This is a genomic window from Brevibacterium sp. 50QC2O2, from assembly GCF_024580675.1.
Lineage (GTDB): Bacteria > Actinomycetota > Actinomycetes > Actinomycetales > Brevibacteriaceae > Brevibacterium > Brevibacterium moorei.
In genome coordinates, this window is the sequence record NZ_JANIJZ010000002.1 from 321946 (window position 1) to 347324 (window position 25379).

A 25379-nucleotide genomic window follows, 5' to 3' on the forward strand; every position below is an offset into this window, starting at 1 on the left:
GGGGTGGTACCGCGGCAGCAATGTCGTCCTCGCACGGTATAACCGTAAACGGGGCGGCCCCGGTCGCCCCGCAAACTCAAAGGACGCTCATGACTGAGACCAACTATCCCAAGGCCGGCACTTCGGCCTTCGGCCTGGCAGCCAGCCCCGACTTCCCCAAGCTGGAAGAGGGCATCCTGGACTACTGGAAGGCCGAGGACACCTTCAAGAAGTCCATCGCCCAGCGTGATGCCGGCGACCACGGGGAAAACGAATTCGTCTTCTACGATGGTCCGCCCTTCGCCAACGGCCTGCCCCACTACGGCCACCTGCTGACCAGCTATGTCAAGGACGTCGTGCCCCGCTACCAGACGATGCGCGGCAAGCGCGTCGAACGGCGCTTCGGCTGGGACACCCACGGCCTGCCCGCCGAACTCGAGGCGATGCGCCAGCTGGGCTTGAAGACCAAGGACGAGATCCTGGAGATGGGCGTCGAGAAGTTCAACGCCGCGGCCCGCGCCTCCGTGTTGCGCTACACCGACGAATGGCAGGCCTACGTCAACCGGATGGGCCGCTGGGTCGACTTCGAGAACGACTATAAGACGCTCAACCCCACCTTCATGGAATCCGTTCTGTGGGTATTCAAGACCCTGTTCGACAAGGGCTACATCTACGAGGGCTATCGCGTCCTGCCCTACTGCTGGTCCGATGAGACCCCGCTGTCGAACCACGAACTGCGGATGGACGACGACGTCTACAAGCTGCGCCAGGACCCCGCCGTGACTATCGGCTACAAGTTGAGCGAGCCGGGACCCGATGGGGACGACGAATACGTCCTGATCTGGACGACCACCCCGTGGACGGTGCCCAGCAACCAGGCGGTGGCCGTCAACCCGGCATTCGACTACGTTGCGGTCAAGCCCGGCGAGGGTGCCCCGGAGGAATTCGCCGGCAAGACCTTCATCCTGGCGGAGGCCCGGCTGGGCCACTACGCTCGCGAACTGGGCGAGGAGCCCACCGTGCTGCGGCATTACACGGGCACCGAACTGCTGGGGAAGTCCTATGAGCCGCCCTTCGGCTACTTCGAAGGACAACAGGAGCGCTACGGCTCCGCCATGCACACCATCCTGTCGGCCGACTTCGTCACGCTCGACGACGGCACCGGTATCGTCCACCAGTCACCGGCCTTCGGTGAAGAGGACAAGGCGCTGACCGACACCTACGGGATCGAGGCCGCGCGCCCCGTCGACGACGCCGGCAAGTTCGACTCCACCGTCGCCGACTACACCGGGCTGCAGGTGTTCGAGGCCAATAAGCCGATCATCGCCGACCTCAAACACCACACCGGTCCGATGGCCGGGCGCCACGCTGTGCTGCTGCGCCATGAGACCTACGAGCACAGCTACCCACACTGCTGGCGCTGCCGCAACCCCCTGATCTACCGGGCCGTGTCCTCCTGGTTCGTGCGTGTCACCGCGTTCAAGGACACGATGCTGAAGACGAACGAGGACATCACCTGGGTCCCCGACAACGTCAAGCACGGCCAGTTCGGCAAATGGCTCGAAGGCGCACGCGACTGGTCGATCACCCGCAACCGCTTCTGGGGCTCGCCCGTGCCGGTGTGGAAGTCCGACGATCCGCGCTACCCGCGGCTGGACGTCTACGGCTCCTTCGCGGATCTCGAACGCGACTTCGGGACGATCCCCACCGGCCCTGACGGCCAGCCGAACCTACACCGGCCCTATATCGACGACCTGGTCCGTCCCAATCCCGACGATCCGACCGGGCAGTCGATGATGCGCCGGGTCCCAGACGTCCTCGACGTCTGGTTCGACTCCGGTTCGATGCCCTACGGCCAAGTCCACTACCCGTTCGAGAACAAAGAGTGGTTCGAGGACCACTACCCGGCGGACTTCATCGTCGAGTACATCGGCCAGACCCGTGGCTGGTTCTACATGCTCCACGTGCTGGCGGCGGCCCTGTTCGAGAAGCCGGCGTTCAAGGATGTCATCTGCCATGGCATCGTGCTGGGCTCCGACGGTCAGAAGATGTCCAAGAGCCTGCGCAACTACCCGGACGTCAACGAGGTGCTGGACCGTGACGGCTCCGATGCGATGCGCTGGTTCCTCATGTCCAGCCCGATCCTGCGCGGCGGCAACCTGATCGTGACCGAACAGGGGATCCGCGACGGCGTCCGCCAGGTCATCCTGCCGCTGTGGAACGCCTGGCACTTCTTCGCCACTTACGCCAACACCGCGGATGCGGTCGGCGGCGGCAAGGGCTACCAGGCGAAGGAACGCCATGAGTCCAGCCAGGTGCTGGACCGCTACCTGCTGGCCAAGACCCACGATCTGATCGTCGACTTCCAAGCGCAGATGGACGTGTACGACGTCTGGGCCGCCTGCCAGACGCTGCGCGAATACCTCGACATGCTCACCAACTGGTATGTCCGCCGGTCCCGTCGCCGGTTCTGGGACGGCACCGCGGATACGCACGAGACCTTCGACGTGTTCTACACCTGCCTGGAGGCCTTCCTGCGGGTGGCGGCACCTCTGCTGCCCTTCGTCACAGAGGAGATCTACCGGGGTCTGACCGGCGCCGAGTCCGTGCACCTGACCGACTACCCGGATGCGCAGCTGTTCGCCCCCGATGAGGACCTGGTCGCAGCCATGGACGCCACCCGCTCCGTGTGCTCGGTGGGTTCGAGCCTGCGCAAGGCCCAGAAGCTGCGCGTCCGCCTGCCCTTGAACTCCCTGACGGTGGCCAGCGATCTGGAGCTGGGCGCCGACTTCACCACGATCATCGCCGATGAGCTCAACCTCAAGAACGTCACGGTGATGGCACTCGAACAGGCCGCCGAGGCCGGTTTCAGCCTGGAGACCAAGCTGACAGTCAACGCCCGCGCCGCCGGCCCCCGACTGGGCAAGAACGTCCAGCACGCGATCAAGGGCTCGAAGACCGGCGACTGGCGGATCGCCGCGGATGGCACCGTGACCTCCGGCGGGATCGAACTGGTCGAGGGCGAATACACCCTGGAGTCCGTCGCCTCGGCTGCCACCGAGGGTACCGTCATGGCCACGACCGACTCGGGCTTCGTCGCCCTGGACACGCAGCTGACCCCGGAACTCGAGGCCGAGGGCGTGGCCCGCGATACCGTGCGGGCGATCCAGAACGTGCGCAAGCAGTTGGACCTCAACGTCTCAGACCGGATCCGCGTGGTGCTGTCCGGGCCGGCGCAGATCCGCGCGGCCGTCGAGGCGCACGCCGGGCTGATCCGCGAGGAGACCCTGGCCGTGGAGCTGACGACCAGCACAGAGGAACCCTCCGGTACCGGTGTGTTCGAGGCCAAGGACGTGGCCTCCGGCGTGCAGATCAAGGTGGAGAAGAATGACTGAGAACTCCGTGGATGAGCCCGGCGAGGCCGAGCTGGTCCGGGTGCTCACCGCACTGCAGGCCAGGGCGGGGGAGACCCAGGTCGAACTGCGCCTGGACGCGACCCGGCGGGCCTGCGAGCTGCTGGGAGATATCCACACTGCGGCCCCGGCGATCACCGTCACCGGCACCAACGGCAAGACCACGACCGTGCGCATGGTCGAATCCCTGCTGGCCGCCGCCGACATCCGCGTGGGCCGGTTCTCCAGCCCGCACCTGCACAAGCTGACCGAACGGATCAGCGTGGACGGCGCGCCCGTGGCGGACGCGGACTTCGTGCGGATCTACGACGAGGTCGAGCCCTACCTGCTCATCGTCGACGGTGAACTGGCCGAGGCCGCGCGCCCGCCGCTGACCTATTTCGAGGTACTGACGATCCTGGCCTTCGCCGTCTTCGCCGACACCCCCGTCGACGTCTACGTGCTCGAGGTCGGGATGGGGGGCCAGTGGGATTCGACGAACGTCGCCGATGCACAGGTCTGCGGTTTCACGCCCATCGGACTGGACCATATGCAGTTCCTGGGCGATACCGTCACCGAGATCGCCGCGACCAAGGCGGGGATCCTCGACCGGACCGTCGACCCGAGTCCCGCGCCGGAGCCCGTCGCGGTGATCGGCCGTCAGGACGAGGAGGCCACGGCGGAACTGGCTCGCCAGGTCTCCGAGCGCGGAGTGGAATCGGCCTGGTTGGGCCGGGATTTCGAACTGGCCGACAGGCAGCGTGCCGTGGACGGCCAGCTCATCACGATCCGCACGACCCACGGCGTCTACGAGGACATCTTCCTGCCCCTGCACGGAGCACACCAGGCGGAGAACGCGGCGGTGGCCCTGGCGATCGTCGAACGCTTCCTCACCGTGGATCAGCCGCTGGACCTCGAGCTGGTGGGCCGTGGCTTCGCCCAGGTGACCTCGCCGGGGCGAGTCGAGACGGTGCGCGCGGACCCGACGATCATCGTCGACGGCGCTCATAATCCGCAGGCGGCCGCAGTGCTGGCCGAAACCCTGGAGGAGGCCTTCGACTTCCGCCGGGTGGTGGCGGTCGTGGCGATGTTCGCCGATAAGGACCCCCATGGCGTGCTGGAGTACGTCCATCGCTTCGCCGACACCGTCGTCGTCACCGCGGCGCTGAATCCGCGGGCGCTGCCGGCGGACGAACTGGCCGTCTTCGCCGCCGAATGGTGGGACGAGGACGATATCGTCGTGGCGGGGAACATGAATGAGGCACTGATGCGCGCCCTCGACATCGTCGCGGCGGACGCCGAACCGGGCACGGGCATCGTGGTCACCGGCTCGTTGGCCACGGTTGCGGAGGCACGCACCCTACTGGGCAAGGCGGACGAGGTATGAGCGACACCGCAGACGGCGCACAGCCGACGGGTGGCAAGCTGCGCAAACCGCTGAAATCCAAGTTGCCGATGCTCGGGGGCACCGTGCTCGTCAGCGAGGTCCTGGTGCTCTACCTGGCGGTCCTGGTGGGCTATGGCCTGCGGCCGGTGCCGCTGAGCTGGATCATCGGCGGGGCCGTCCTCATCACGGTCGTGTGCATTCTGGCGATGATCACCATGCCCAAGAAAGCGGGCGCACCCGGGATCGGAATCGCGCTGGGCTGGGCCGTACAGGTGCTCATCGGCCTGTCGGCGATCGTGATGCCCGGGCTGCTGGTCGTCCTGGTGGTCTTCGGGATCATGTGGGGCACGGCCGTGTACTGGGGCAGACGGATCGATCGTGAGGCGACCGCCTGGATCGCCGAACACGGGTACGTCCAACCGCCGGCTGATATGGAGGGCTGAAGGGCCCGTACGGACAATCGGGTTGCCCCTTCGGCTGCCCGAACAGAGTAAAACGACTGTAAAGGAAAGAACACATGACAGAACGCACCCTGGTACTCGTCAAGCCCGACGGCGTCCGCCGCGGACTGGTCGGAGAGGTCCTGCGCCGGATCGAAACCAAGGGATACACCCTGGCAGATCTGCGCATGGTCACCGCGACTTCCGAGCAACTGGCCGCCCACTACGCCGAGCACGAGGGCAAGCCCTTCTACGCTCCGCTGGTCGAGTTCATGAGCTCGGGCCCCGTGGTCGCGCTCATCGCCGAAGGCGAGGGCGTCATCCCCGGTTTCCGTTCGTTGGCGGGGGCGACCGATCCGACGGCAGCAGCGCCCGGGACGATCCGCGGCGATCTGGCCCGCGACTGGGGCCTGAACGTGCAGCAGAACATCGTCCACGGTTCCGACTCGCCAGAGGCCGCTGAACGTGAGATCGCGATCTGGTTCGCCTGAGCGAACAGAATGAAGGGCCGGGGCCGTTGGCAATCAGAACAGATTCGAGAAGAACTGCCAGAACTTCACGACGATGAGTCCATAGACGACGACCATCCACAGAACGCCGATCTCCAGGGAGTGCTTGGCGAACATGCGGGCGGTCAGGCTGTCGCGCAGGCCCTGGCCGAAGGCGCCCGTCAGGGTGTTGTAGCCGGTGGTCACACAGAACAGGGGAATCGTCACGGTCCACACGACAATGCACCAGGGGCAACCCACCCCGATGATGAAGATCGAGTAGATGAACAGGAAAGTGCACAGCGCCGTTCCGCCCAACAGCCCGATGTTCAGCCCGACCATCACCCAGGAGGGCAGTGCGGTCCGGGATACCAGCAGGACTCCGAGCAGCAGCGGGAAGATGAAGGCTGCGATTCCCAGGAACTGGTTGGGGAAGCCGAAGAGCTGGGCGCCGGGATGGGTCATCACGGAGCCGCACGAGAAGAACGGATTGAAATCGCAGGACAGGATACGGCCGGGATCTTCGAGCTTCTTGACCTTCTCCACAGACAGGTCGAATGAGGAGTAGAAACCGATCATGGCGGTGACGATGAGGAACCAGCCCATGGCCCGCTGGTTCAGGAACCAGGCCCTGGGACGGATCAGTTCCTCGAGTTCTTCATCGCTGAGTTCAGCGGCCGGTGCAGATGTCGCGGGTTCGTCTTTCACCATCCCATTGTGGTCCCTGGCGGTCCTCTCACACAATGACACGCGCCACTCTTAGGGAACGCTAAGGGACCACTGTGCAATAATTGGTGCATCGGCTCCGCACGCACCGCGGGGCAGACCGTCTCCACCTCGCCGTGGTTGTCCACGACAGGTCGAAGCCGAGGCGGGCCGCAGGGCTACCGCGCAGACTCACGTTGGCGCGAGCTTGATGAAAGCTGCGGCCGCAGACTTGACTTTTGATCCATCGGCCGATGGATCGTAGGCATCCTCCCGGATGATCCGCATCGGTGCGGGCGGGGATCCGTATGGGGGACAGGAGCAATTGAATGTCGAATGACGAAGAGATCCAGGACCCGACGGCGGGCATCTTGGCCGACCTTGCGGACCTCAAGGCCCACTCACAGCAGGCAGCCGACGAACACCAGGTCGACGATGATGTGCGGGCAAGACTGGACCGCATTTCCGCTGCCGCGGCGACGCTGCGCGAAGACGACGATGACATGGAACCGGATGCGCAGCCCGATGAACGGGCGCAGCGCGCCGCCGGGATCACACTGCCCGACGCGGATTCCGGTCCTGCCTTCGGGGTGGGTATGTTGAATTTCTCGGCGGCCCCGACCCCACAGCGGGTGGACGAGGAGACGGAGGAAGCCGCTGGAGTGCTCCAGCCGGAGTCCTTCGACGACTACAACCCCTTCTCGTTCTCCGCTGCCCGGGCCCAGACGCCGGAACCGCCGGAGGCACCCGCGCCGACTGTAGCCGACCCTGGACTGCTGTTCCAGGCCCCGCAGGTCGAGCTCGGTGAGCTCGCCGACCCCGATTGGTCGCCGGCGGAGGAGGAAACGGAGCCCGCGGTCGAGACCGACGAGGGCGAGGACGCCGAAAGTGCCGGACAAGACGACGCCGAGGACTCCCTGGGCGCCAAGAAGCGTCGCCGTGGGGGTCGTGGGCGGCGGTCCAAGCGCGATCGCGCCGAGGACGAGAACCAGGGTGAGAATACCGGCGACGGGGACGAGCCCGCCGCCGAACAACACGCGGACAAGGACCCCGCGGAGGCCAAGGAAGGCAAGGGCGATAAGGATTCCAAGGCGGACAAGCCCGCCGACGAGGACAGTGGTTCGGGTCGCCGCCGGCACCGTCGGCGCGAACGCGACCGGAGCGGCGCCTCGGCCCGCAGTGACGAGGTCACCGGTGTCAAGGGCTCGACCCGCCTCGAGGCCAAGCGGCAGCGCCGCCAGGAGGGCAGGGCCGCCGGTCGGCGCCGCCCGCTGATCACGGAGGCCGAGTTCCTGGCCCGACGTGAATCCGTGGAGCGCAAAATGCTGGTGCGTCGGCAGGATGGTCGGACCCAGCTGGTCGTGCTCGAAGACGGTATCGCGGTTGAACACTACCTATCCGAGGACCGGGCCCAGGCATCGCTGATCGGCAATGTCTACCTGGGCAAGGTGCAAAACGTGCTGCCCAGCATGGAGGCGGCATTCATCGACATCGGCAAGGGCCGCAATGCCGTGCTCTACGCCGGTGAGGTGAACTGGGACGCCCTCGGAATGGACGGCAAGCCGCGTCGGATCGAGCTGGCGCTCAAACCCGGTGATTCCGTGCTGGTACAGGTGACCAAGGACCCGATCGGGCACAAGGGGGCCCGCCTGACCGCGCAGATCTCCCTGCCGGGGCGCTTCCTGGTATTCGTACCCGGCAACACGATGACCGGTATCTCGCGCAAACTGCCGGATGTGGAACGCCACCGCCTCAAGAAGCTGCTCAAGGAGATCGTGCCCACCGGTTCCGGTGTCATCGTGCGCACCGCGGCCGAGGGCGCGGCCGAGGAGGAACTGCGCCACGACGTCGAGCGGCTCTCGAAGCGCTGGGAGAAGATCGAGGCGAAGACGACGTCGACCAAGGTGCTGTCGCCTGCGCTGCTCTACAGTGAACCGGACATGATCCTGCGGATCGTCCGCGATGTGTTCAACGAGGACTTCGCCGAACTGGTGGTATCGGGTGACAAGGTCGAGGACGAGATCCACGAGTACGTCGAGACGGTCGCCCCCGATCTGGCCGAACGCCTCAAGCACTATGAGGGCGAGGAGGACATCTTCGCTCACTATCGCGTCGACGAACAGATCGAGAAGGCGCTCAATCGGCTCGTTCATCTGCCCAGCGGCGGATCCCTGGTGATCGACAGGACCGAGGCGATGACGGTCATCGACGTCAACACGGGCAAGTTCACCGGTTCGGGAGGCAACCTCGAGGAGACGGTGACGAAGAACAACCTGGAAGCGGCCGAGGAGGTCATCCGCCAGCTGCGCCTGCGCGACATCGGCGGGATCATCGTCGTCGACTTCATCGACATGGTGCTCGAGGCCAACCGCGACCTGGTGGTCCGCCGGCTGGTGGAGTGCCTCGGCCGCGACCGGACCAAGCACCAGGTCGCGGAGGTCACCTCGCTGGGGCTGGTGCAGATGACCCGCAAGCGCATCGGCACCGGGCTGGCGGAGGGCTTCGCAGCAGCCGGCGAGGACTTCACCGGGCGGGGTCTGATGCTGCCGGGGACCGAACCGGATCCCAATGCCAAGAAGTTCAAGTCCCGCAAGGCCAAGGACGGCCACCACGACAAGAAGCACGAGCGCAAGCAGGCGGAGCCCGCGCCGGAACCCGTGCATGACGAGGTCGAGGCCAGCCGCAGCGCGGAATCGCGCAATGCAATGGCGGCGATCGCCAAGGCGACGATCAAGAAGGCAGAGGACGCGGGCGGGGAACCGGCCGCCCCTGCCGCAGAGGAACCCGCCGCACCGCAGGCGGAGGCGAAGCCCAAGCGGACCCGCCGCTCGCGTAGGAAGAAGGCGGACGAGGCTCCGGCACCGCTGTTCGACGCTCCAGTGTCCGAGTCCACGCCCGCTGCGGATGCGGCACCGGCCGAGCAATCGGCGCCCGTGGTCGAGGCGACGCCCGAGCCGGTCGCGGAACCAGAGCCCGAGCAGCCGAAGGGTCCGGCTCCGCTGATGATCGGCGGGGAGCAGACCACGAAGGTGCAGGTTGCCGAGGCGGCGCCGAAGAGGCCCGTCAAGCGCGCGCCGCGCAAGCAGCCGGTGGCTGCTCCGGAATCCGAGCCCGTCACCACGGGCTTCCTCATCATCGGCCAGGACTGACCGATGCGCCGCCTGCGGTGAGTGACCGCGGTCGCCGCTGGCCCGGCCCGCCCGGACCGTCTACCATGTGGACGGACCGGGCGGGCCGGCCGCATTAGGATGGGACCATGAGTGAAGAGATCCCCGCGGAACTGTTGGCCCTGCGCGCCAGCATCGACAATATCGATGCAGCCCTCATCCACATCCTGGCCGAGCGTTTCCGGCTCACTGAGGCGGTGGGAGAGCTCAAGGCGACGGTTGAGTTGCCTGCGGCCGATCCCGCGCGCGAGGCGCGCCAGGTCGCGCGCCTGCGCAGGCTGGCAGAGGACAGCGATCTGGACCCCGAATTCGCGGAGAAGTTCCTTGCGTTCATCGTCGCGGAGGTCATTCACCGTCATGAGCGCATCGCCGAGGCCAAGCGCGCCGGCTGAGCGCCGGGCAGCTTTCGAATCCGACGTCTGCGTGATACTCGGCACACCTGAAGCCTTTGACTCGGTGTCGGGGGTCCGGCTAAAATAGGATGCTGGTGTGGATAACACCTGGCTGATTTCTGTCTCGTAATGGGGCCGCCCGCCATCTGGTGGACGGGGCCAAGCCAGAGTCGCCGAACAACGAAGTCGTGAGCAGCACCCGGCTGCGCGCAGAGAACGGAAGGGTTCGAACATGGCATACGCTATCGTCCGTGCCGGCGGTCACCAGGAAAAGGTGAGCGTTGGCGACATCATCACAGTCAACCGAGTCAAGGGCGAAGCCGGTGACAAGGTCGAACTCGACCTGGTCCTGCACGTCGACGGTGAGACCGTCACGCACGAGGCCGACAAGCTCGCCAAGATGAAGGCCACCGCTGAGATCGTCGATGAACTTCGCGGTCCCAAGATCGTGATCCAGAAGTACAAGAACAAGACGGGTTACAAGAAGCGTCAGGGCCACCGCCAGGACCTCACCCGCCTGAAGATCACCGACATCAAGTAAGTTTTTCATCCGAGGAGTTAGACACAATGGCACATAAGAAGGGCGCGAGCTCCACTCGCAACGGTCGTGATTCCAACGCACAGCGCCTGGGCGTCAAGCGTTTCGGCGGCCAGACCGTCAAGGCCGGAGAAATCCTGATCCGTCAGCGCGGCACCAAGTTCCACCCCGGTGAGAACGTGGGCCGTGGCGGCGACGACACCCTGTTCGCCCTGTCCGCGGGCACCGTCGAATTCGGCGCGCGCAACGGTCGCAAGATCGTCAACATCAACGCCGCGGGCTGAACAACTCGGCCATAACGGTTTCAGTGTGGGGTGAGTCGCCGCGGGCGTCTCACCCCACACTTCTTTATTCTCCAGCAATCCACGCTGTATCCGCAGCACAACGGAAGTGACAACGGTGGCCACAGAATTCGTCGACCGAGTGACCCTGCACATCTTCGCCGGACGAGGCGGGGACGGGTGCACCTCGATCAAGCGCGAGAAGTTCAAGCCCCTGGGCGGACCCGATGGCGGCAACGGTGGCAACGGCGGTGACATCGTGCTGGTCGTGGATGACCAGACGACGACTCTGCTGCCCTACCACCGCAGCCCACATAAGAAGGCCGAACACGGTGGGATCGGTCGCGGTGGCTTCTACCACGGCACCAACGCCCCCGACCTGGTGCTGCCGGTTCCCGTCGGCACCGTGGTCAAGACCCTGGACGGAGATGTCCTCGCCGACCTGGTGGAGCCGGGCACCCGCTATGTGGCCGCGGCAGGGGGCCACGGGGGACTGGGTAACGCGGCCCTGGCCTCGACCAAGCGCAAGGCCCCGGGGTTCCACCTGCTCGGGGAGCCGGGCGAAGAGGCCGATATCGTCCTCGAGCTCAAGTCCGTGGCCGACGTCGCGCTGATCGGCTTCCCCTCGGCGGGCAAATCCAGCCTGATCGCGGCCCTGTCCGCGGCCCGGCCCAAGATCGCGGACTACCCATTCACCACACTGGTGCCCAATCTGGGCGTGGTGCAGGCAGGCGACGTCCGGTTCACCGTGGCCGACGTGCCCGGACTGATTCCGGGTGCCAGCCAGGGCAAGGGCCTGGGTCTGGAATTCCTGCGCCACGTCGAACGCTGTGCGGCGCTGGTCCACGTCATCGATATGGCGACCTGGGACCCCGAACGCGACCCGGTGGGCGATTTGCAGACCATCGAAGATGAACTGGCGGCGTACTCCGTCGATATCGCAGCCGAGGGATCGGAGCTGCTGCCGCTGACGCAGCGGCCCAAGCTGGTGGCCCTGAACAAGGTGGACGTGCCCGATGGACGGGACATGGCCGATATGGTCCGCGGCGAACTCGAGGCCGCCGGGTGGCGCACCTTCGAAGTGTCGGCCGTGAGCCACCTGGGCCTGCGGGAGCTGTCGTTCGCCATGGCGGAACTGGTCGCCGCCGAGCGCAAGCGCCGCGAGGAGACTGCGCCGGAGCCGGTGCGCACCGTGATCCGACCGATCGCGGTGGATGACAAGGGCTTCGAAGTGCACCGTGAACACACCTCCGACGGCGAGCTGTTCAGGATCCTGGGGGATAAGCCGGAGCGTTGGGTCATCCAGACCGATTTCGCCAATGACGAGGCGGTCGGCTATCTGGGCGACCGCCTGGAGCGCTTGGGCGTGGAGACCGAGCTGTTCCGCGCCGGTGCGATCGCCGGATCCACCGTGGTCATCGGCGAGGGCGACGGCGTCGTCTTCGACTGGGATCCCACGATGGTCGGAGGGGCCGAACTGCTGGGTTCGCGCGGGACCGATCTGCGCGTTGAGGACCACGAGACGGCCAGGGCCTCCCGCCGCGAGCGCAAGGAGGCCTTCCACGAGAGGATGGACGCCAAGGCCGCGGCCCGCGCGGAACTCGAAGGCGAGCGCCAGGAGGATCAGAAGCTGGGCCGGGGCGGCTATACCGCCGATATGAATGGCGCCCGCGACGAGCACGGCGTGCCGATCGTCACGGGGCCGGACACGGACGGGGACGACCGGCTGTGACCCCGGTGGACTACACCGGAGCCAGGCGGGCCATCGCGCAGGCCAAGCGATTGGTCGTCAAGATCGGCTCGTCCTCCCTGACGAGCTTGGCCGGCGGCCTCAACGTCGGTCTGCTCGAGGCATTCGCCCGCAGCGTGGGCCGGGCTGCGGCCACGGGACGCGAGATCATCGTGGTGTCCTCCGGTGCTATCGCCGCGGGCCTGGAGCCGATGGGGCTGGCCGCCCGGCCGAAGGACTTGGCCACGCAACAAGCGGCGGCCGGAGTGGGACAGACCCAGCTGATGAGCGCCTACCGCCGGGTCTTCGACGAATTCGGCACCGTCACGGCCCAGGTGTTGTTGACGACCGACGAACTGATCCGCCGCACGCAGTACCGCAATGCCCAGCGGGCCCTGGACCGGATGCTGGCAATGGGAGTCCAGCCCATCGTCAACGAGAACGACGCGGTGGCCACGCAGGAGATCCGGTTCGGCGATAACGACAGGCTCTCCGCACTGGTTGCTCAGCTGGCCCATGCGGATGCGCTCGTCATGCTCTCGGACGTCGACGCCCTCTACACCGCACCGCCGGAGGTCCCGGGCTCGGCCCGGGTGCCATTCGTTGCCGATGCCGCAGCGACCTCCGGTCTGCGGATCGGGGGAACGGGGCGTGCGGGCGTCGGATCGGGCGGAATGACCTCGAAGGTGCGGGCTGCGACCATGGTCGCGGACTCCGGTATCCCCACAGTGCTCACCAGCGCTGCCAACCTCGAGGGGGCGCTGACCGGAGCCGACTTGGGAACCTATTTCGGTGTGACCCACAAGCGACGCCAGACGCGGCTGTTGTGGCTGGCGCACCTGGCCGACACCCACGGGTCCGTGCGAGTCGACGCGGGCGCGGCAAAGGCCCTGCACAATGGTTCCTCGCTGCTGGCGGCCGGTGTTACAGACGTCGACGGGGCCTTCGAAGCGGGTGACCCGATTGACATCGTCGGGCCTCGCGGACAGTTGTTGGCCCGCGGTATGGTGAACTTCGCCGCGGTGGAACTGCCGCGGATGTACGGCATGTCCACAGACGAACTGGGCCAGGCGTATGGGGGCGATTACCGCAAGGAGGTCGTGCACCGCAACGATCTGGTCCTGACCGACGCAGTGTTCTAGACGAAGGGGATGCGATGACTTCAACCCAGGCGGAGATTCATCCGAAGACCGTGCGCGCGGTGACTCGGGTGGTCGCCGCGGCCAAAGCGGTCGCCCCGGTGCTCGCCGGAACCTCGGCGAAGGTGCGCGATGCCGCATTGGAGGCGATCGCGGTCAACCTCGAGGAACACACCGAGGATCTGCTGGCGGCCAACGCCGAGGACCTGGTCATGGCCAGGGGCAAGGAGATTCCGCAGTCGTCGCTGGACCGGTTGGCACTCGACGAACAGCGGATCGCCAACATCGTCGACTCGGTGCGCACCGTGGCGGCGCTGCCCGATCCGGTGGGAGAACTGGTGGAGGGCCGGACCCTGACCAATGGAATCCAGCTCTATCAGGAGCGGGTTCCGTTGGGGCTGGTGGCCGCGATCTACGAGGCCAGGCCCAACGTCACGGTCGATATCGCCGCACTCGCCCTGAAATCTGGGAACACGGCAGTGCTGCGCGGGGGCAATCTTGCGAAGTCGTCCAATTCCCTGCTGCTCGAACTCATGCGTCAGGCGATCGTTGCGGTGGGTCTGCCGAAGGAGGCGCTGTCCTCGGTCGATGAATGGGGCAGGGACGGCGCCAGGGTGTTGATGACGGCACGCGACTACGTCGATCTGCTGATTCCCCGTGGCGGTGCCGAGTTGATTTCCACTGTCGTGCGCGAATCGATCGTGCCGGTCATCGAAACCGGGGTCGGAAACGTCCACATATTCGTTGACCAGTCGGCACCTGTGCGCATGGCCACGAACATCGTCGTCAACTCGAAGACGCAACGGCCGGGCGTGTGCAATTCGGTCGAGGCCCTGCTCGTCCACGAGAAGGCGGCGAAGCGCGTGCTGCCCAAGCTCCTGGGCGCGCTGAGTGAACGCGGAGTCGTCGTCCACGCGGGGCCCGATGTCGCCGAGCTGGCTCCGGACGGGGTCGCGATCCGCAGGGTTGCACGGCGGGACTGGGCCAAGGAGTACCTGGGGCTGGAGATCGCGGTGAAGATTGTAGCGGGGCTGGATGAGGCGATCGAACACATCCGGTCGTATTCCTCGGGACACACCGAGGTCATCGTCACCAACGATATGGCCAATGCCGACGCTTTCGTCTCCGCGGTCGACGCCGCCGCAGTGGGAGTCAATGTCTCCACCCGCTTCACCGATGGAGAGGAGTTCGGACTGGGAGCCGAACTGGGGATCTCGACCCAGAAGCTGCACGCGCGCGGGCCAATGGGCCTGCGCGCCCTGACGACTGTGAAATGGGTCATGCGCGGTTCCGGCCAAGTCCGCGAGTGACACCCGCCCCGGCGTTCGTAATCTCGTCGGTGACACAATAAGATCGATATGAAGCCCGCACCGTGCGGGCGACCGTAACCGAAAGAGGAGCCCCACGTGAAGACCGCGATCCTGCTGGCAGCAGCCGAACACAGTGAACACGCCGTCGAATTGCCCGTGTCCCCGTATGTCTATGCCGGTGTAGCCGCCGCTGTTTTCCTGCTGAGCCTGTTTGTGACGATGTCGTGGAAGGGCATCTCGTACCGTCACTGATATGACAGACAGGAAACGCCGGATCGGGGTGATGGGCGGGACGTTCGATCCGATCCACAACGGACACCTCGTGGCCGCCAGCGAAGTCCAGGCAAGATTCGACCTGGACGAGGTCGTTTTCGTGCCCACCGGCCATCCGTGGCAGAAGGCGGACCGCAATGTGACCGACTCGGAACATCGGTATCTCATGACGGTGATCGCCACCGCCTCGAACCCGCGTTTCACGGTGTCACGCGTCGACATCGAGCGGCCCGGCCAGACGTATACCATCGACACCCTGCGCGATCTGCGCTGTGTCTACGGGGACGATGCCGAACTGTTCTTCATTACCGGAGCGGACGCCCTGGCGCAGATCCTGACCTGGAAGAACGTGGAGGCGTTGTTCGAACTGGCCAATTTCGTCGGGGTGAGCAGGCCGGGTCATGAACTCGACGGTCATGGTCTGCCCAGCGAACGATTGAGCCTGCTGCAGATCCCGGCGCTGTCCATCTCGTCGACGGACTGTCGAGACCGGGTGGAGGCGGGACTGCCGGTCTGGTACCTGGTGCCCGACGGGGTGGTACAGCACATCGCCAAACACAATCTGTACAACAGGAGTACCCATGGCTGAGCAGTTCTTGACGCGCCGGGAACGACGCGAAGCAGAGCGTCGGGCCGCTGAGGCCGAGTTCGACGCCACACACGGGGACTCGACGGCAGGCGTCGCCGAGGCCCCAGGCGGGACATCGGTCCCTCCCTCGGCAGCCCGACCCCTGGTGAGCCATGAGGAGGCGAAGCCCACGGCCCCCGCCGAGCCTCCGGCTGCCATGCCCGGGGACACTCCGACCGGCCGTGCCGAGTTCGTATCGCCGGCAGCATCCGCCGCGCCCGCAGCTCCGGCTGACCCTGCAGAACCCGCGGTACCCGCCGAGGAACCGGTGTTCGCCAGCCGCGCGGAGCGACGCCGCTATCTGCGCGAGCACGGATTGGCCGAGGATCCGAGTGATGTCGCAACCGGCGACCTCCCGCCGGTGAACACCCTGCGGCCCATCGCCACGCATGCCGATGCACCGGTCGATCCGGCGCCTCGTACGGCGCAGGCCCCTGGTCCGAAGGGGAAGGCGGCAACACCTGCCGCAGCCCCCGTCGACAAGTCGGCCGAGCCCGCGCAACCGGCGAAGCCGAGCGGCCGGGACGAGCCGGCCACGCCCAAGCAACAGGCCAAGCCGAAGCCATCGGTCAAGCCGGCCGAACCCACCGCGTCCAAACCCGCTCAGCCGGTTATCCCTCCAGAATCGAAGGCGGTTCCCGCCGCGGCTGCGAAGGCCCCGGTGGACGAACCGAAGGCGGAGACTTCAAAGCCGGCACCGAAACCCGCGGCGCAGCCGGAGCCGGCACGCCCCGAGCCCGACCCGGCTCCCACGCCGAAACCAGCACCCAAACCGGCGCAGCAGGCGCCGGATCCGGTGGAGAAGGCGAGCGAGCCGGAGGCCTCGGCTGCCGGTCGTCCGTCAGAAGAGCCGGCACCGAAGAAGGCGCAGACCGCCGCCGGAATGGACCGCGGACCGCGCAAACCGCGCAGAGCACCCGTCGTCGCTCCTCCCTCATCTCAAGCGATCAAGGTAGTCTCGGGCGACGAGAAGAACACAGCCGGTGAGCCGGGAGAGCTGCGCGACCTGGGCTCGCATCCGCAGACGATGCCGATTGAGACGGTACGCGCAGCCCAGCATTCCGACGACGAGGCCGAGATCACGGACGAGGTCTGGCCGGAAGACGCACCCGCCGGTTCGATTCCCGGCACTCCCATGCGGGCCTCGGATGTCACACATGCCGATGGTGAGGTCCTGATGGGCGAACACTTCAGCTGGACACCGTTCATCTTCCTCGGCGCGGCCCTGGTCGTCGCGATCGCTCTCATCGTGGTGGCCCTGACCATGCTCTTCTAACCCGTAAACCGCCGGACCCAGACCGGGTATCGGAACCGAATGACTCTACAACCGGAAGGTATCGCGTGACCGCGACCGAAAACGCCCTGGAACTGACGCATATCGCAGCCAGGGCAGCTGCCGACAAGCTCGCCACCGAAATCGTGGCCATCGACGTCAGCGACCAGCTCTACATCACAGATGTTTTCCTCATCGCCTCGGCCGACAACGACAGGCAGGTCAACGCCGTGGTCGATGGGATCGAGGAAGCGCTGCTGAAGGAATGCCGGCAGCGTGCGCGCCTGCGCGAGGGCAAGGGCGAGGGACACTGGGTGCTGTTGGACTTCGGCGACCTGATCGTCCACGTCTTCGCTGCCGAGGATAGGGAGTTCTATGGCCTGGAGAACCTGTGGAAGGACTGCCCGACGATCGACGTCACCGCCGATCTGGGGCTACCGCAGACTAAAGCGGACGATCATGCCTAAGCGTGTGTTCCTGGTCCGTCACGGGCAGACCGCATATAATCTCCAGCGTCGCTTCCAGGGCCAGGCGGATATCCCGCTGGACGCGACGGGCCGGGGCCAGGCCCAAGCCGTCGCGACCCATCTGGCGGGGCGCGGTATCACCCGCCTATTCAGCTCCGATCTGTCCCGCGCTCATGAGACCGCCCGGGCGATCGGCGGGGCCATCGGGTTGGAGCCGGTGACCGATGCAGGTCTGCGTGAGGTGGGAGTGGGCGATTGGGAGGGCCTGACCCGCGATGAGATCGCGCCGCGCTGGCCTGCGGAATTCGCGCTGTGGAACGCCGGGCGCGACGTTCGACCGCCGCGTGGGGAATCCCTGCAGGAGGCGGGCAGCCGTGTCTACTCGACGGTTGGGACCCTGCTCAAGACCTGCGCCGATGACGATGTGGTGGCGATCGTGGCTCACGGCGCGGTGATTCGCGGCGCCACCCAGATGTTCCTGGGACTGGACTCCGACGGACCCCTGGGGCAGTTAGGCGCCTTGAAGAACTGCAATTATGCATCCCTGCAGTACCGTTCCGAGCACTGGTACTTAGACGCCTGGGGCTGGTCGGTCGACTGAGCGGCCGGGGTTCAGGCGCGCCTACTGCGCCAGGCTGCGATCTCTTCTTCGACCCGACGCATCGGGGTGACGACCAGATGCCCGGTGTGCGGATCGAGCCCTGCATCGCGGACCCTCCGGTTGAAGTCCTCGAGCAGCTTGCGGACCTCGTCTTCGTCGTCGACCGCGTCGAGCCTGCCGCGAAGATCGGCGGCCTCCTGACGCAGAGTGAGTGCGGCGGGGCCGACGCCACGGATGTCCTCGTCGGCGAGCTTTCCCTTGATCCACCAGTCCGGGTCACGACGCCCGTCGAGGCCGGGCAACGGCTTTCCGAGTCCGGGCAGGTCATCGAATTCTCCACGGGCGATGGCCTGCTCCACTGCGCTGTTGACCATGGCGGACTTCCAGATCTCGACCTGGCTGGGAGCGGACGGACCACGTCGGGCGGAGTCGTCAGGATCCCCACTGACATCGGGAGTCGCACCGGCCCCCGATGCCCCACGGACGCTCTCTATCCTTCTGCGGCGTTCGGAGTCGCGCTTGACCATATTCCCACTTCCAGTTCGATACTCGAGAGCTGCCGGGTTCGGAGCCGGCTGCGGCCGGAATCCGAAGATGCCGTTACTCCCATTATCCGTTCGTGAGCTCGCGCGCCAGGTCTAGCAGTCGTCGGGCCGATTCCTCCCAGGAGAAGGTGGCAGCCTGCCCCGGCGCCAGTTGCGAGAGCCGTAACCAGGTTTCGGCATCGGCCAGGCGTCTGGCGCCGGCGGCCAGGGACCGGGGCGAGTCCGGGTCGAAGTAGACGCCGGCCGGACCGGCGATCTCACGGAAGATCGGCAGTTCGCTCAACAGCACGGGTAGTCCTCGGCTCAGCGCCTCGACCACCGGCAGGCCGAAACCCTCGGCGCGGGAGGCGCTGACGAGCGCCGTGGCGGAATCGAGCAGCCGATGGTATTCCTCATCGCTGACCCCGTGGTGGAACTCGATGTGGGCAGCGGGGCCGGCCAGGCGGGCCAACTCGGCCTCCCGGACCGGGGAGATCTTCGACGTCAGGTGCAATGTCCAGCCCGGCAACAAGGGCATCGCCATGGCGATGGTCTCGACGTTCTTGTACGGCATGAAGGCGCCCATGTAGACCAATGACCTGGCCGTATCACCCTGGGCCCGCTGTGGCAGGGCGGCCGGGGGAGTGGCGGCATTGCCGATCACGTGGACCGGTTTACGCGTCAGCCGGTGCTCCGCGATGAGTTCGGCGGTGGTTCGGCTGACCGTGGCCACGGCATCTGCCCGGTTGAGCAGGACGCGTTGTGGCCAATACGCCTTGTGATACAGGCGCCAGGCGCCGCGCACCACGGCCGGCAGATCCCGTGGGGGAGTCGGGTGGTCGTAGTAGATGAGGTCGTGCAGGGTCAGGATCAGCTTGTAGTGCCGCCCGGTGGACCCCATCACCTGCATGGTCGAGAACACGACGTCCGCGCCCAGTTGGTTGAGCCGGCGCGCGATGAAGGGCTCGGCCGGGCTGATCGGATCGTTCAACAGCACGTAGGGGGTCTGCGGCAGCATGGCCAGCTGGGCGGGATCGTTGATGATCGCCGTGACCTCCACGTCGGTGCCGCGGGTCAGATCCAGCAGGGCGCGCAGCAGTTCGGCGCCGTACCGGGAGATCCCATCGTGCCGGTCCGTGCGCGTGAAGCGGGAGTCGAAGAACAGTCTCATGCCACGAACGCCTCGATTCCTTCGGCCGCGGTCTCAGGGGCCTCGTAGTGGATCAGATGGCCCACCCCGTCGACGATCGTGGCCGAGGCGGCGGGCAGGGAGGCGATGAACGCCTCGGTGGCGGGCAGCGGCGCGATCTGGTCGGCCGAGCCGGCGATCACCGCCACCGGCATGGTCAGGGCATCCGCGGCCTCGGCCACGGTGTGCGAGATCGACACGTCGTAGGCGCGCGCCAGCGTGCGGCGGTCGGCGAAGGCGGAGAAATAGCGGGCATGCTGGTCGTGGATGTAGCGACGCAGCCCCGGGTCGTCTGTGGTGGCCATGACCTCGCTCATCACGCGCACGATCAGCGGACTCGACAGCAGGGCTCGGGCGGCTCCCGCGGGCAGGGCGGCTCCCGCCCGGTAATAGGCGACGGTCGCGCGGGTCAGCAGACTGGCGGGACCGGCCAGCGGGTCCGAGGCGATCGGATTGATCAGCACCAGACGATCGGGGGCACTCCCCGCATTCGCCCTGGCGGCGGCCCAGTGGGCGGCCAGAATCGAGCCGAAGGAATGCCCGACCACCACGGGCGGCGCTCCGTACTCTTCGGCCACCGCACTGTGCAGGCCGTCGAGGCACTCCAGATAGGAATCCAGATCCAGTTCGCCCTCCGGGGCGGGGGTGCTGCCGAACCCTGGCAGGTCGGGGACGATGACCGGCCGGTGTCGCAGGTAGTGGGCGATGAGATCCATCCCGTGGTGATCGCCGCGGAATCCGTGGATCAGGAGGACCGGACGGGCGCCTGAGCGGTCTCGGTGATGATGCCAGGTGGCCACCTGGAGCGGGGCACCGTTGACTGCGATGGTCAGATCGTGGCGCATTGAATCGATGAAATCCATATGGCTCCATCCTACGTGGGCCCAGGCGGCCGGTAGCGTTACCGGGTGAGGGGTAGACCGTCGATGAGTTCCTCAATGGCGAGCACATCGCGCGGAATGAACTCCGCGATGGTCAGTCCGACTATATCGGCGACTTCTGCGATATCGCCGATCACACGGCGGATCTGGGCTCGATTGAGCCCGTCGGGAACTTGCCCGAGGCCTAGGACGGCTTCAGCGGAGTCGACTGTGTCGACGTCGAGGTGGACGGCCACCTTGCCGGCTCCGGTACTCGCGAGCCAGTCGAGCAGGCCGGAGCTGGTCTTGCGAAGATCGGTGGGGGTGAATGCCCGCAGTCCCCACTGGTCGACGTGAGCATATGCGTCCGGGACCCAGTCGTGCAGCCCTACGAGCGCAAGACGGGAGGAATCGACGTGGGCGGGTAGCCGGTTGAGGATTTCCCCGTCGCCGTGTCCAGTCAGCGCGCTGACGGCCATAGCGTGGAAACCGTCGTAACCGGTATCCGGTGTATCGGTGTCGGGATGGGAGTCGATCCAGATGACGGCAAGATCGTCTTCGTACTTGTGAGCCAGCTCAGCGAATGGGGCTACGCTGACCGAGCACTCGCCGCCAAGGGTGAGCACGCGGTCGAAGTCATGGCGGGCAAGCGCACGCTGCGCGGCTGCCAAGGATGCGAGGATGGCCGAACGCGATTCGACGCCTCCGGTCGAGCCTTCGTCCGGGTTTCCACCATCGACGGGGACGACCTCGGTCGGTCCTGGATGATCGGGAAGGATCGCCTGGAGCACACGGGTACCGAGAGCATATGAGCGCCGTGCGCGGTCTATGGGCACCTCCGGCAGTAGCTCTGCGACGGTGTGGGTTAAAGGCCAAAATGTGTGTACAGGATATGGCGCTTGCCCAGTAGACAGACGGGCAAGACCGGGCCGAACATGGTCTGCAAGCATGTTCAGTGCCCAATCCAAGGAATCACCCCCACTGTGGTGTATGCGCAAACAAGCTCGTCAAAAACGGCAAGACCACCGCCGGGCGGACACGCTGGCGCTGCAAACACTGCGGCGCCTCGGCCACCCAGTCACGCATCGACATCACACGCAAGGCCGAGTTCACCGACTTCCTCACCTGGCTGACCGGCACCACACGACAAGGCGGCACCACCGAATCCGGCCGGACATTCCGCCACCGTGTGGCCTGGTGCTGGAACGTGCGCCCAACGATCACACCGACCGGGGAAACCCACGACCAGATCATGCTCGACGGCACGTACTTCAACGGCTGGTGTGTTCTCATCGCCCACACCGGTAGCCACGTCATCGACTGGCAATGGTGCGACCAGGAGAAGACCGCCTCCTGGACCGCACTCATCGAACGCATCCCGGCACCGGTCACCGCGATCGTCGACGGCAACGGGCCACTGACCTCGACGATCAAACGCCTCTGGCCGAACACGCGCATCCAACGCTGCCACTTCCACATCCGCCAAGCCGCGCACAAACACCTCACCCGGCATCCCAGCCTGCCGGCGAACAAGGAACTCCTCGGCCTGTACAAGACCCTGAGCCGCGTCACCACGCTGGAACAAGCCGCTACCTGGAGTGCCGAGTTCGCCACGTGGGAAGCACACTGGGAAACGTTCCTCAAACACCGCACCCGCGCGAAATCGGGAGCGAGCCGGCCGGCTCACGTCGGAGCGAACCAGTCTTGGTGGTACACCCACATCCGTACCCGCAGAGCCCACAAGCTGCTGGCCAACCTGATCCGCGCCGACCAGTTATTCACCTGGCTGAAACTCGCCGAAGACGACTACACGATCGCGAAGACGACGAACGCGTTAGAAGGCGGACCGAACAAGGCGATCAAAGACTTCCTACGCCACCACCGTGGCATGTCGATCGACCATGCCAGGCGCGGAGTCGACTGGCTGCTTTACCGGCGCACACAAGCACCTGAAGACCCCTGGATGCTCGTCACACCAGCCCACTGGAGGACCAAAACGACCCGGACAACTGTCAAGCCCGAGACCGGGCGCGAGGAAACCAACCTGCTCTACGGCACCGCCTTCAGCCCCGAAGACGGCAACGGAATCCAACACGGATGGGGTGGAAGAAGACGCTAGACACGCCGACGCTGTACACACATTCTTGCCGCTAACCCGACGGTGTCACGGCCGGCTCCTTGCCATTGAGGCCACACCAATCGCAGTGTTCGTGCATCGGTGACGTTCTGATCGATCATGGGGAGGCTTCCTCTTCTTCGCACGGAAATCCCGCAAGATAAACTGAAAACGTCCTGCCGCATGGCAGGACGTTTTCAGTCTAGTCACCTTCGGTGGAGGTAAGGGGATTCGAACCCCTGACCTTCTCCATGCCATGGAGACGCGCTACCAACTGCGCCATACCCCCGAAGAGTCTGTATTCGATTGTCCGGATGCCCTGACCACAGATGGATGCGATCGGGCCTTCCGTGGAGGTAAGGGGATTCGAACCCCTGACCTTCTCCATGCCATGGAGACGCGCTACCAACTGCGCCATACCCCCGAAAGGATCACCCGATTGTTCGGGCAACGAGGTCAACTTTAGACCAGCGTGGGCGCCTTTGCCAAGTCGAGCCGGCCGATTACCCGAATTACGTGAGAAGTATCATAATCCGACCCCCGGTGTAGGGGTGGCTGGCCGGCTCAATGGGCCACGATCAGAATGACCGCCCCCAGAATCGTCAGGCCGCACAGGGTGAAACAGGCGTAGGCCCCGGTCAGTCTGGCGCGCTTCTGCAGATGTGTCAGCGGATTGCGCTTGGCAGCCTTCGCAGCTTTCTTCTCCGCCTTCCTGATCTGCTTGGGGGTCAGCTTGGTGATCGCATCGGGGAAGTCGACGGGGTGGACCACCGGCGGACGGCCGCCCTCGACCAGTAGGCGCAATCCCAAGCCGTAGAAGAAGACCAGCATGCTCGCCCCCACCAGGGCAGCACACAGGACGAGGATGAAATCGATCCAGGCGATGTGCATCAGGCGCCCTCTTTCTCGTCAGCGTGAGCGGCCTGCACGTTACGCGAGGCGGCTTTCCTCGCCGCCTTGGCCTCGGCCCGTCTGCGCGCGGCACGTGCCTGGCGCGGAGTGGGCGGCAGCTGGTGCGGGACCTTCACCGCATGGCCGGACTCCGCCACATCGCTCTTCATCGCATCGGCCGGGTGGCCCTTCTGGCGTTTGGAGATCAGGAACATCCCCAGGACGACGATGGCGGCGAGGACGAACGCCACCAGGACTCCCCAGTGGCCCATGCCCACGACGATCAGCGCGACCAGGGCTCCTACGATCGCGGCAGCCGGCAGGGTCAGTACCCAGCCGACGATGATCTTGCCGGCCGTCGACCAGCGGACCTCGGCACCTCGGCGTCCCAGGCCCGAACCGATCACGGAACCCGAGGCGACCTGGGTGGTCGACAGGGGGAAGCCCAGGGCGCTGGAGGCCAGGATGGTCGCCGAAGTCGAGGACTCCGCTGCGAAGCCCTGTGCCGGCTTGACCTCGACCAGGCCCTTGCCCAGAGTGTGGATGATGCGCCAACCGCCCAGATAGGTGCCCAGGGCGATCGCCGAGGCGCAGGACACGACCACCCAGATGTGTGGCTCATGGTGGGCAGGTGACTGCCAGCCCACCGCGATGAACACCAGAGTGATGATGCCCATCGTCTTCTGCGCATCGTTCGTGCCGTGGGCCAGGGCGACCAGCGACGAGGTCAGGATCTGACCGACTCGGAACCCATCACGACCATCGGGCTTGTTGTCGTAGCGGCGAGTGATCTGGTAGGCGATCTTCGTAGCGACGAAGGCGACGATGCCGGCGATCACAGGGGAGAGCAGGGCCGGCAGGACGATCTTCTGCACGACCATCGCGAAGTTGATCCCGGCGGCCCCGAAGCCCACCAGGGTTGCCCCGATGAGTCCTCCGAACAGGGCATGGGATGAGGACGAGGGAAGGCCGAACAGCCAGGTGAGCATATTCCAGCAAATGGCGCCGATGAGTCCGGCGAAGATCAGCTCGGGTAGGAGTCCCGCGCCTATCTGGTCCTCTTTGATGATGCCGCCGGACACCGTTTTGGAGACCTCCGTGGACAGGAATGCGCCCACCAGGTTGAGGACCGCGCACAGGGTGACGGCGACCTTGGGCTTGAGCGCTCCCGTCGCGATGGGTGTGGCCATCGCATTGGCCGTATCGTGGAATCCGTTAGTGAAATCGAAGAACAGCGCTAAGACGATGACCAGGATGACGACCAGAACTATGAAATCCACGGGCGTCCTTCGTGCTGGGGTCCCAGACTCCACTGGGTCGCGTCGACCGTTCGACGGACTCCGGGCCTGGCGCGGTGCGCGCGGGCCCGGCTGCTACAACCGGCGTTCACCATACGTTCATTCTAAACGCATGGAATTGTCCGATTCGGCAGGCCGCTGATCCCCACCCGAAGCCGCGGCGATGATATTCTTCACAGCTCGGTCCGTGATGCTCCTATAGGTTGTCAAGCCCGGTCGTGATCATGGTGGTGGTGATCGACCATGGCGAGGTGGCCTACGCGGCGAGCAGGTATTCACGGTAGGCGATGACGAAGTCATCGTCTCGGCGTT

General features: G+C 65.8%; 24 protein-coding genes and 2 tRNA genes. 17 read left to right on the forward strand and 9 right to left on the reverse strand.

The genetic code is table 11. The features are described 5' to 3' along the window. Positions 1 to 89: 89 nt before the first annotated feature. The 4 genes from ileS (at position 90) to ndk (ending at position 5689) form a co-directional block, all read left to right on the forward strand. Complete coding sequence (gene ileS / locus NQ038_RS02940) at positions 90 to 3374, forward strand: isoleucine--tRNA ligase (RefSeq protein WP_257047290.1); 3285 nt, start codon at positions 90 to 92, stop codon at positions 3372 to 3374. Further along, a complete protein-coding gene (locus tag NQ038_RS02945) occupies positions 3367 to 4758 on the forward strand; it encodes a folylpolyglutamate synthase/dihydrofolate synthase family protein (protein ID WP_257047291.1) in 1392 nt (463 codons plus the stop codon). The genes ileS and NQ038_RS02945 overlap by 8 nt, the downstream gene beginning before the upstream one ends. Then, positions 4755 to 5201, forward strand: coding sequence for a DUF4233 domain-containing protein (locus NQ038_RS02950; protein ID WP_257047292.1), 447 nt, complete (start codon positions 4755 to 4757; stop codon positions 5199 to 5201). The genes NQ038_RS02945 and NQ038_RS02950 overlap by 4 nt, the downstream gene beginning before the upstream one ends. Positions 5202 to 5275: 74 nt before the next feature. Beyond that, entirely contained in the window at positions 5276 to 5689 is a 414-nt protein-coding gene (gene ndk, locus NQ038_RS02955) for a nucleoside-diphosphate kinase (protein ID WP_257047293.1), read from the forward strand. A gap of 33 nt (positions 5690 to 5722) precedes the next feature. Here ndk and NQ038_RS02960 read toward each other — a convergent pair whose 3' ends face one another. Continuing rightward, positions 5723 to 6394, reverse strand: coding sequence for a vitamin K epoxide reductase family protein (locus tag NQ038_RS02960; protein ID WP_257047295.1), 672 nt, complete (start codon positions 6392 to 6394; stop codon positions 5723 to 5725). A gap of 326 nt (positions 6395 to 6720) precedes the next feature. Between NQ038_RS02960 and NQ038_RS02965 the strand changes: the two genes are divergently transcribed. The 12 genes from NQ038_RS02965 (at position 6721) to NQ038_RS03020 (ending at position 18189) form a co-directional block, all read left to right on the forward strand. Further along, the gene (locus tag NQ038_RS02965) at positions 6721 to 9540 is read left to right on the forward strand and encodes an Rne/Rng family ribonuclease (protein ID WP_257047296.1); all 2820 of its coding nucleotides are present in this window, start codon (positions 6721 to 6723) and stop codon (positions 9538 to 9540) included. Between the two features lie 107 nt (positions 9541 to 9647). Continuing rightward, positions 9648 to 9950 (forward strand): chorismate mutase, encoded by a 303-nt coding sequence (locus NQ038_RS02970; RefSeq protein ID WP_257047297.1) that lies wholly within the window; start codon positions 9648 to 9650, stop codon positions 9948 to 9950. A 232-nt stretch (positions 9951 to 10182) separates the two neighbouring features. Beyond that, a complete protein-coding gene (gene rplU, locus NQ038_RS02975; protein WP_257047298.1) occupies positions 10183 to 10491 on the forward strand; it encodes a 50S ribosomal protein L21 in 309 nt (102 codons plus the stop codon). 26 nt (positions 10492 to 10517) lie between these two features. After that, positions 10518 to 10772: a 50S ribosomal protein L27 gene (rpmA, locus tag NQ038_RS02980; protein ID WP_257047299.1), complete on the forward strand. Its 255-nt coding sequence runs from the start codon at positions 10518 to 10520 to the stop codon at positions 10770 to 10772. 115 nt (positions 10773 to 10887) lie between these two features. Beyond that, complete coding sequence (obgE, locus tag NQ038_RS02985; protein WP_257047300.1) at positions 10888 to 12501, forward strand: GTPase ObgE; 1614 nt, start codon at positions 10888 to 10890, stop codon at positions 12499 to 12501. Next, positions 12498 to 13640 (forward strand): glutamate 5-kinase, encoded by a 1143-nt coding sequence (gene proB / locus NQ038_RS02990; RefSeq protein ID WP_257047301.1) that lies wholly within the window; start codon positions 12498 to 12500, stop codon positions 13638 to 13640. Before obgE ends, proB begins: the two co-directional genes overlap by 4 nt. 14 nt (positions 13641 to 13654) lie before the next feature. Continuing rightward, the gene (locus NQ038_RS02995) at positions 13655 to 14947 is read left to right on the forward strand and encodes a glutamate-5-semialdehyde dehydrogenase (RefSeq protein ID WP_257047302.1); all 1293 of its coding nucleotides are present in this window, start codon (positions 13655 to 13657) and stop codon (positions 14945 to 14947) included. Between the two features lie 96 nt (positions 14948 to 15043). Continuing rightward, a complete protein-coding gene (locus NQ038_RS03000) occupies positions 15044 to 15199 on the forward strand; it encodes a hypothetical protein (protein ID WP_257047303.1) in 156 nt (51 codons plus the stop codon). Between the two features lies 1 nt (position 15200). Then, entirely contained in the window at positions 15201 to 15809 is a 609-nt protein-coding gene (gene nadD / locus NQ038_RS03005; protein WP_257047304.1) for a nicotinate-nucleotide adenylyltransferase, read from the forward strand. Further along, complete coding sequence (locus tag NQ038_RS03010; RefSeq protein ID WP_257047306.1) at positions 15802 to 17124, forward strand: hypothetical protein; 1323 nt, start codon at positions 15802 to 15804, stop codon at positions 17122 to 17124. Before nadD ends, NQ038_RS03010 begins: the two co-directional genes overlap by 8 nt. Positions 17125 to 17189: 65 nt before the next feature. Continuing rightward, entirely contained in the window at positions 17190 to 17588 is a 399-nt protein-coding gene (gene rsfS / locus NQ038_RS03015; RefSeq protein ID WP_257047307.1) for a ribosome silencing factor, read from the forward strand. Beyond that, entirely contained in the window at positions 17581 to 18189 is a 609-nt protein-coding gene (locus NQ038_RS03020) for a histidine phosphatase family protein (RefSeq protein WP_257047308.1), read from the forward strand. Before rsfS ends, NQ038_RS03020 begins: the two co-directional genes overlap by 8 nt. Before the next feature lie 11 nt (positions 18190 to 18200). Here NQ038_RS03020 and NQ038_RS03025 read toward each other — a convergent pair whose 3' ends face one another. The 4 genes from NQ038_RS03025 to NQ038_RS03040 form a co-directional block, all read right to left on the reverse strand. Next, on the reverse strand, positions 18201 to 18716 hold the full coding sequence (locus tag NQ038_RS03025; protein WP_257047309.1) for a DUF1992 domain-containing protein: 516 nt from the start codon (positions 18714 to 18716) through the stop codon (positions 18201 to 18203). An 82-nt stretch (positions 18717 to 18798) separates the two neighbouring features. Continuing rightward, positions 18799 to 19884 (reverse strand): glycosyltransferase family 1 protein, encoded by a 1086-nt coding sequence (locus tag NQ038_RS03030; protein WP_257047310.1) that lies wholly within the window; start codon positions 19882 to 19884, stop codon positions 18799 to 18801. Then, positions 19881 to 20765 carry an alpha/beta fold hydrolase gene (locus NQ038_RS03035; protein WP_257047312.1) on the reverse strand — a complete coding sequence of 295 codons (885 nt, stop codon included), beginning with the start codon at positions 20763 to 20765 and terminating at the stop codon, positions 19881 to 19883. The genes NQ038_RS03030 and NQ038_RS03035 overlap by 4 nt, the downstream gene beginning before the upstream one ends. A gap of 38 nt (positions 20766 to 20803) precedes the next feature. Continuing rightward, positions 20804 to 21553, reverse strand: coding sequence for an arginase family protein (locus NQ038_RS03040; RefSeq protein WP_257047313.1), 750 nt, complete (start codon positions 21551 to 21553; stop codon positions 20804 to 20806). A 164-nt stretch (positions 21554 to 21717) separates the two neighbouring features. Between NQ038_RS03040 and NQ038_RS03045 the strand changes: the two genes are divergently transcribed. Beyond that, positions 21718 to 22881 (forward strand): IS1249 family transposase, encoded by a 1164-nt coding sequence (locus NQ038_RS03045; RefSeq protein WP_257047317.1) that lies wholly within the window; start codon positions 21718 to 21720, stop codon positions 22879 to 22881. A 213-nt stretch (positions 22882 to 23094) separates the two neighbouring features. Here the strand turns inward: NQ038_RS03045 and NQ038_RS03050 are convergent. The 4 genes from NQ038_RS03050 to NQ038_RS03065 form a co-directional block, all read right to left on the reverse strand. Further along, positions 23095 to 23167, reverse strand: a tRNA-Ala gene (locus NQ038_RS03050). Between the two features lie 62 nt (positions 23168 to 23229). Beyond that, positions 23230 to 23302: transfer RNA gene (locus NQ038_RS03055), tRNA-Ala, on the reverse strand. 140 nt (positions 23303 to 23442) lie between these two features. Further along, positions 23443 to 23769 (reverse strand): peptidase, encoded by a 327-nt coding sequence (locus tag NQ038_RS03060; protein WP_257047319.1) that lies wholly within the window; start codon positions 23767 to 23769, stop codon positions 23443 to 23445. Continuing rightward, on the reverse strand, positions 23769 to 25049 hold the full coding sequence (locus tag NQ038_RS03065; RefSeq protein ID WP_257047320.1) for an inorganic phosphate transporter: 1281 nt from the start codon (positions 25047 to 25049) through the stop codon (positions 23769 to 23771). The genes NQ038_RS03060 and NQ038_RS03065 overlap by 1 nt, the downstream gene beginning before the upstream one ends. Positions 25050 to 25379 lie beyond the last annotated feature (330 nt).

What these genes read in the sequence shown, in the direction of transcription:
- ileS (WP_257047290.1), top strand. Translation starts at nt 90, where the DNA reads ATGACTGAGACCAACTATCCCAAGGCCGGCACTTCGGCCTTCGGCCTG.
- NQ038_RS03025 (WP_257047309.1), bottom strand. Translation starts at nt 18,716, where the DNA reads ATGGTCAAGCGCGACTCCGAACGCCGCAGAAGGATAGAGAGCGTCCGT.
- rplU (WP_257047298.1), top strand. Translation starts at nt 10,183, where the DNA reads ATGGCATACGCTATCGTCCGTGCCGGCGGTCACCAGGAAAAGGTGAGC.
- ndk (WP_257047293.1), top strand. Translation starts at nt 5,276, where the DNA reads ATGACAGAACGCACCCTGGTACTCGTCAAGCCCGACGGCGTCCGCCGC.
- NQ038_RS03035 (WP_257047312.1), bottom strand. Translation starts at nt 20,765, where the DNA reads ATGGATTTCATCGATTCAATGCGCCACGATCTGACCATCGCAGTCAAC.
- nadD (WP_257047304.1), top strand. Translation starts at nt 15,201, where the DNA reads ATGACAGACAGGAAACGCCGGATCGGGGTGATGGGCGGGACGTTCGAT.
- NQ038_RS03010 (WP_257047306.1), top strand. Translation starts at nt 15,802, where the DNA reads ATGGCTGAGCAGTTCTTGACGCGCCGGGAACGACGCGAAGCAGAGCGT.
- NQ038_RS02965 (WP_257047296.1), top strand. Translation starts at nt 6,721, where the DNA reads ATGTCGAATGACGAAGAGATCCAGGACCCGACGGCGGGCATCTTGGCC.
- NQ038_RS03060 (WP_257047319.1), bottom strand. Translation starts at nt 23,769, where the DNA reads ATGCACATCGCCTGGATCGATTTCATCCTCGTCCTGTGTGCTGCCCTG.
- NQ038_RS03020 (WP_257047308.1), top strand. Translation starts at nt 17,581, where the DNA reads ATGCCTAAGCGTGTGTTCCTGGTCCGTCACGGGCAGACCGCATATAAT.
- NQ038_RS02945 (WP_257047291.1), top strand. Translation starts at nt 3,367, where the DNA reads ATGACTGAGAACTCCGTGGATGAGCCCGGCGAGGCCGAGCTGGTCCGG.
- NQ038_RS02995 (WP_257047302.1), top strand. Translation starts at nt 13,655, where the DNA reads ATGACTTCAACCCAGGCGGAGATTCATCCGAAGACCGTGCGCGCGGTG.
- rpmA (WP_257047299.1), top strand. Translation starts at nt 10,518, where the DNA reads ATGGCACATAAGAAGGGCGCGAGCTCCACTCGCAACGGTCGTGATTCC.
- NQ038_RS03030 (WP_257047310.1), bottom strand. Translation starts at nt 19,884, where the DNA reads ATGAGACTGTTCTTCGACTCCCGCTTCACGCGCACGGACCGGCACGAT.
- NQ038_RS02970 (WP_257047297.1), top strand. Translation starts at nt 9,648, where the DNA reads ATGAGTGAAGAGATCCCCGCGGAACTGTTGGCCCTGCGCGCCAGCATC.
- NQ038_RS02950 (WP_257047292.1), top strand. Translation starts at nt 4,755, where the DNA reads ATGAGCGACACCGCAGACGGCGCACAGCCGACGGGTGGCAAGCTGCGC.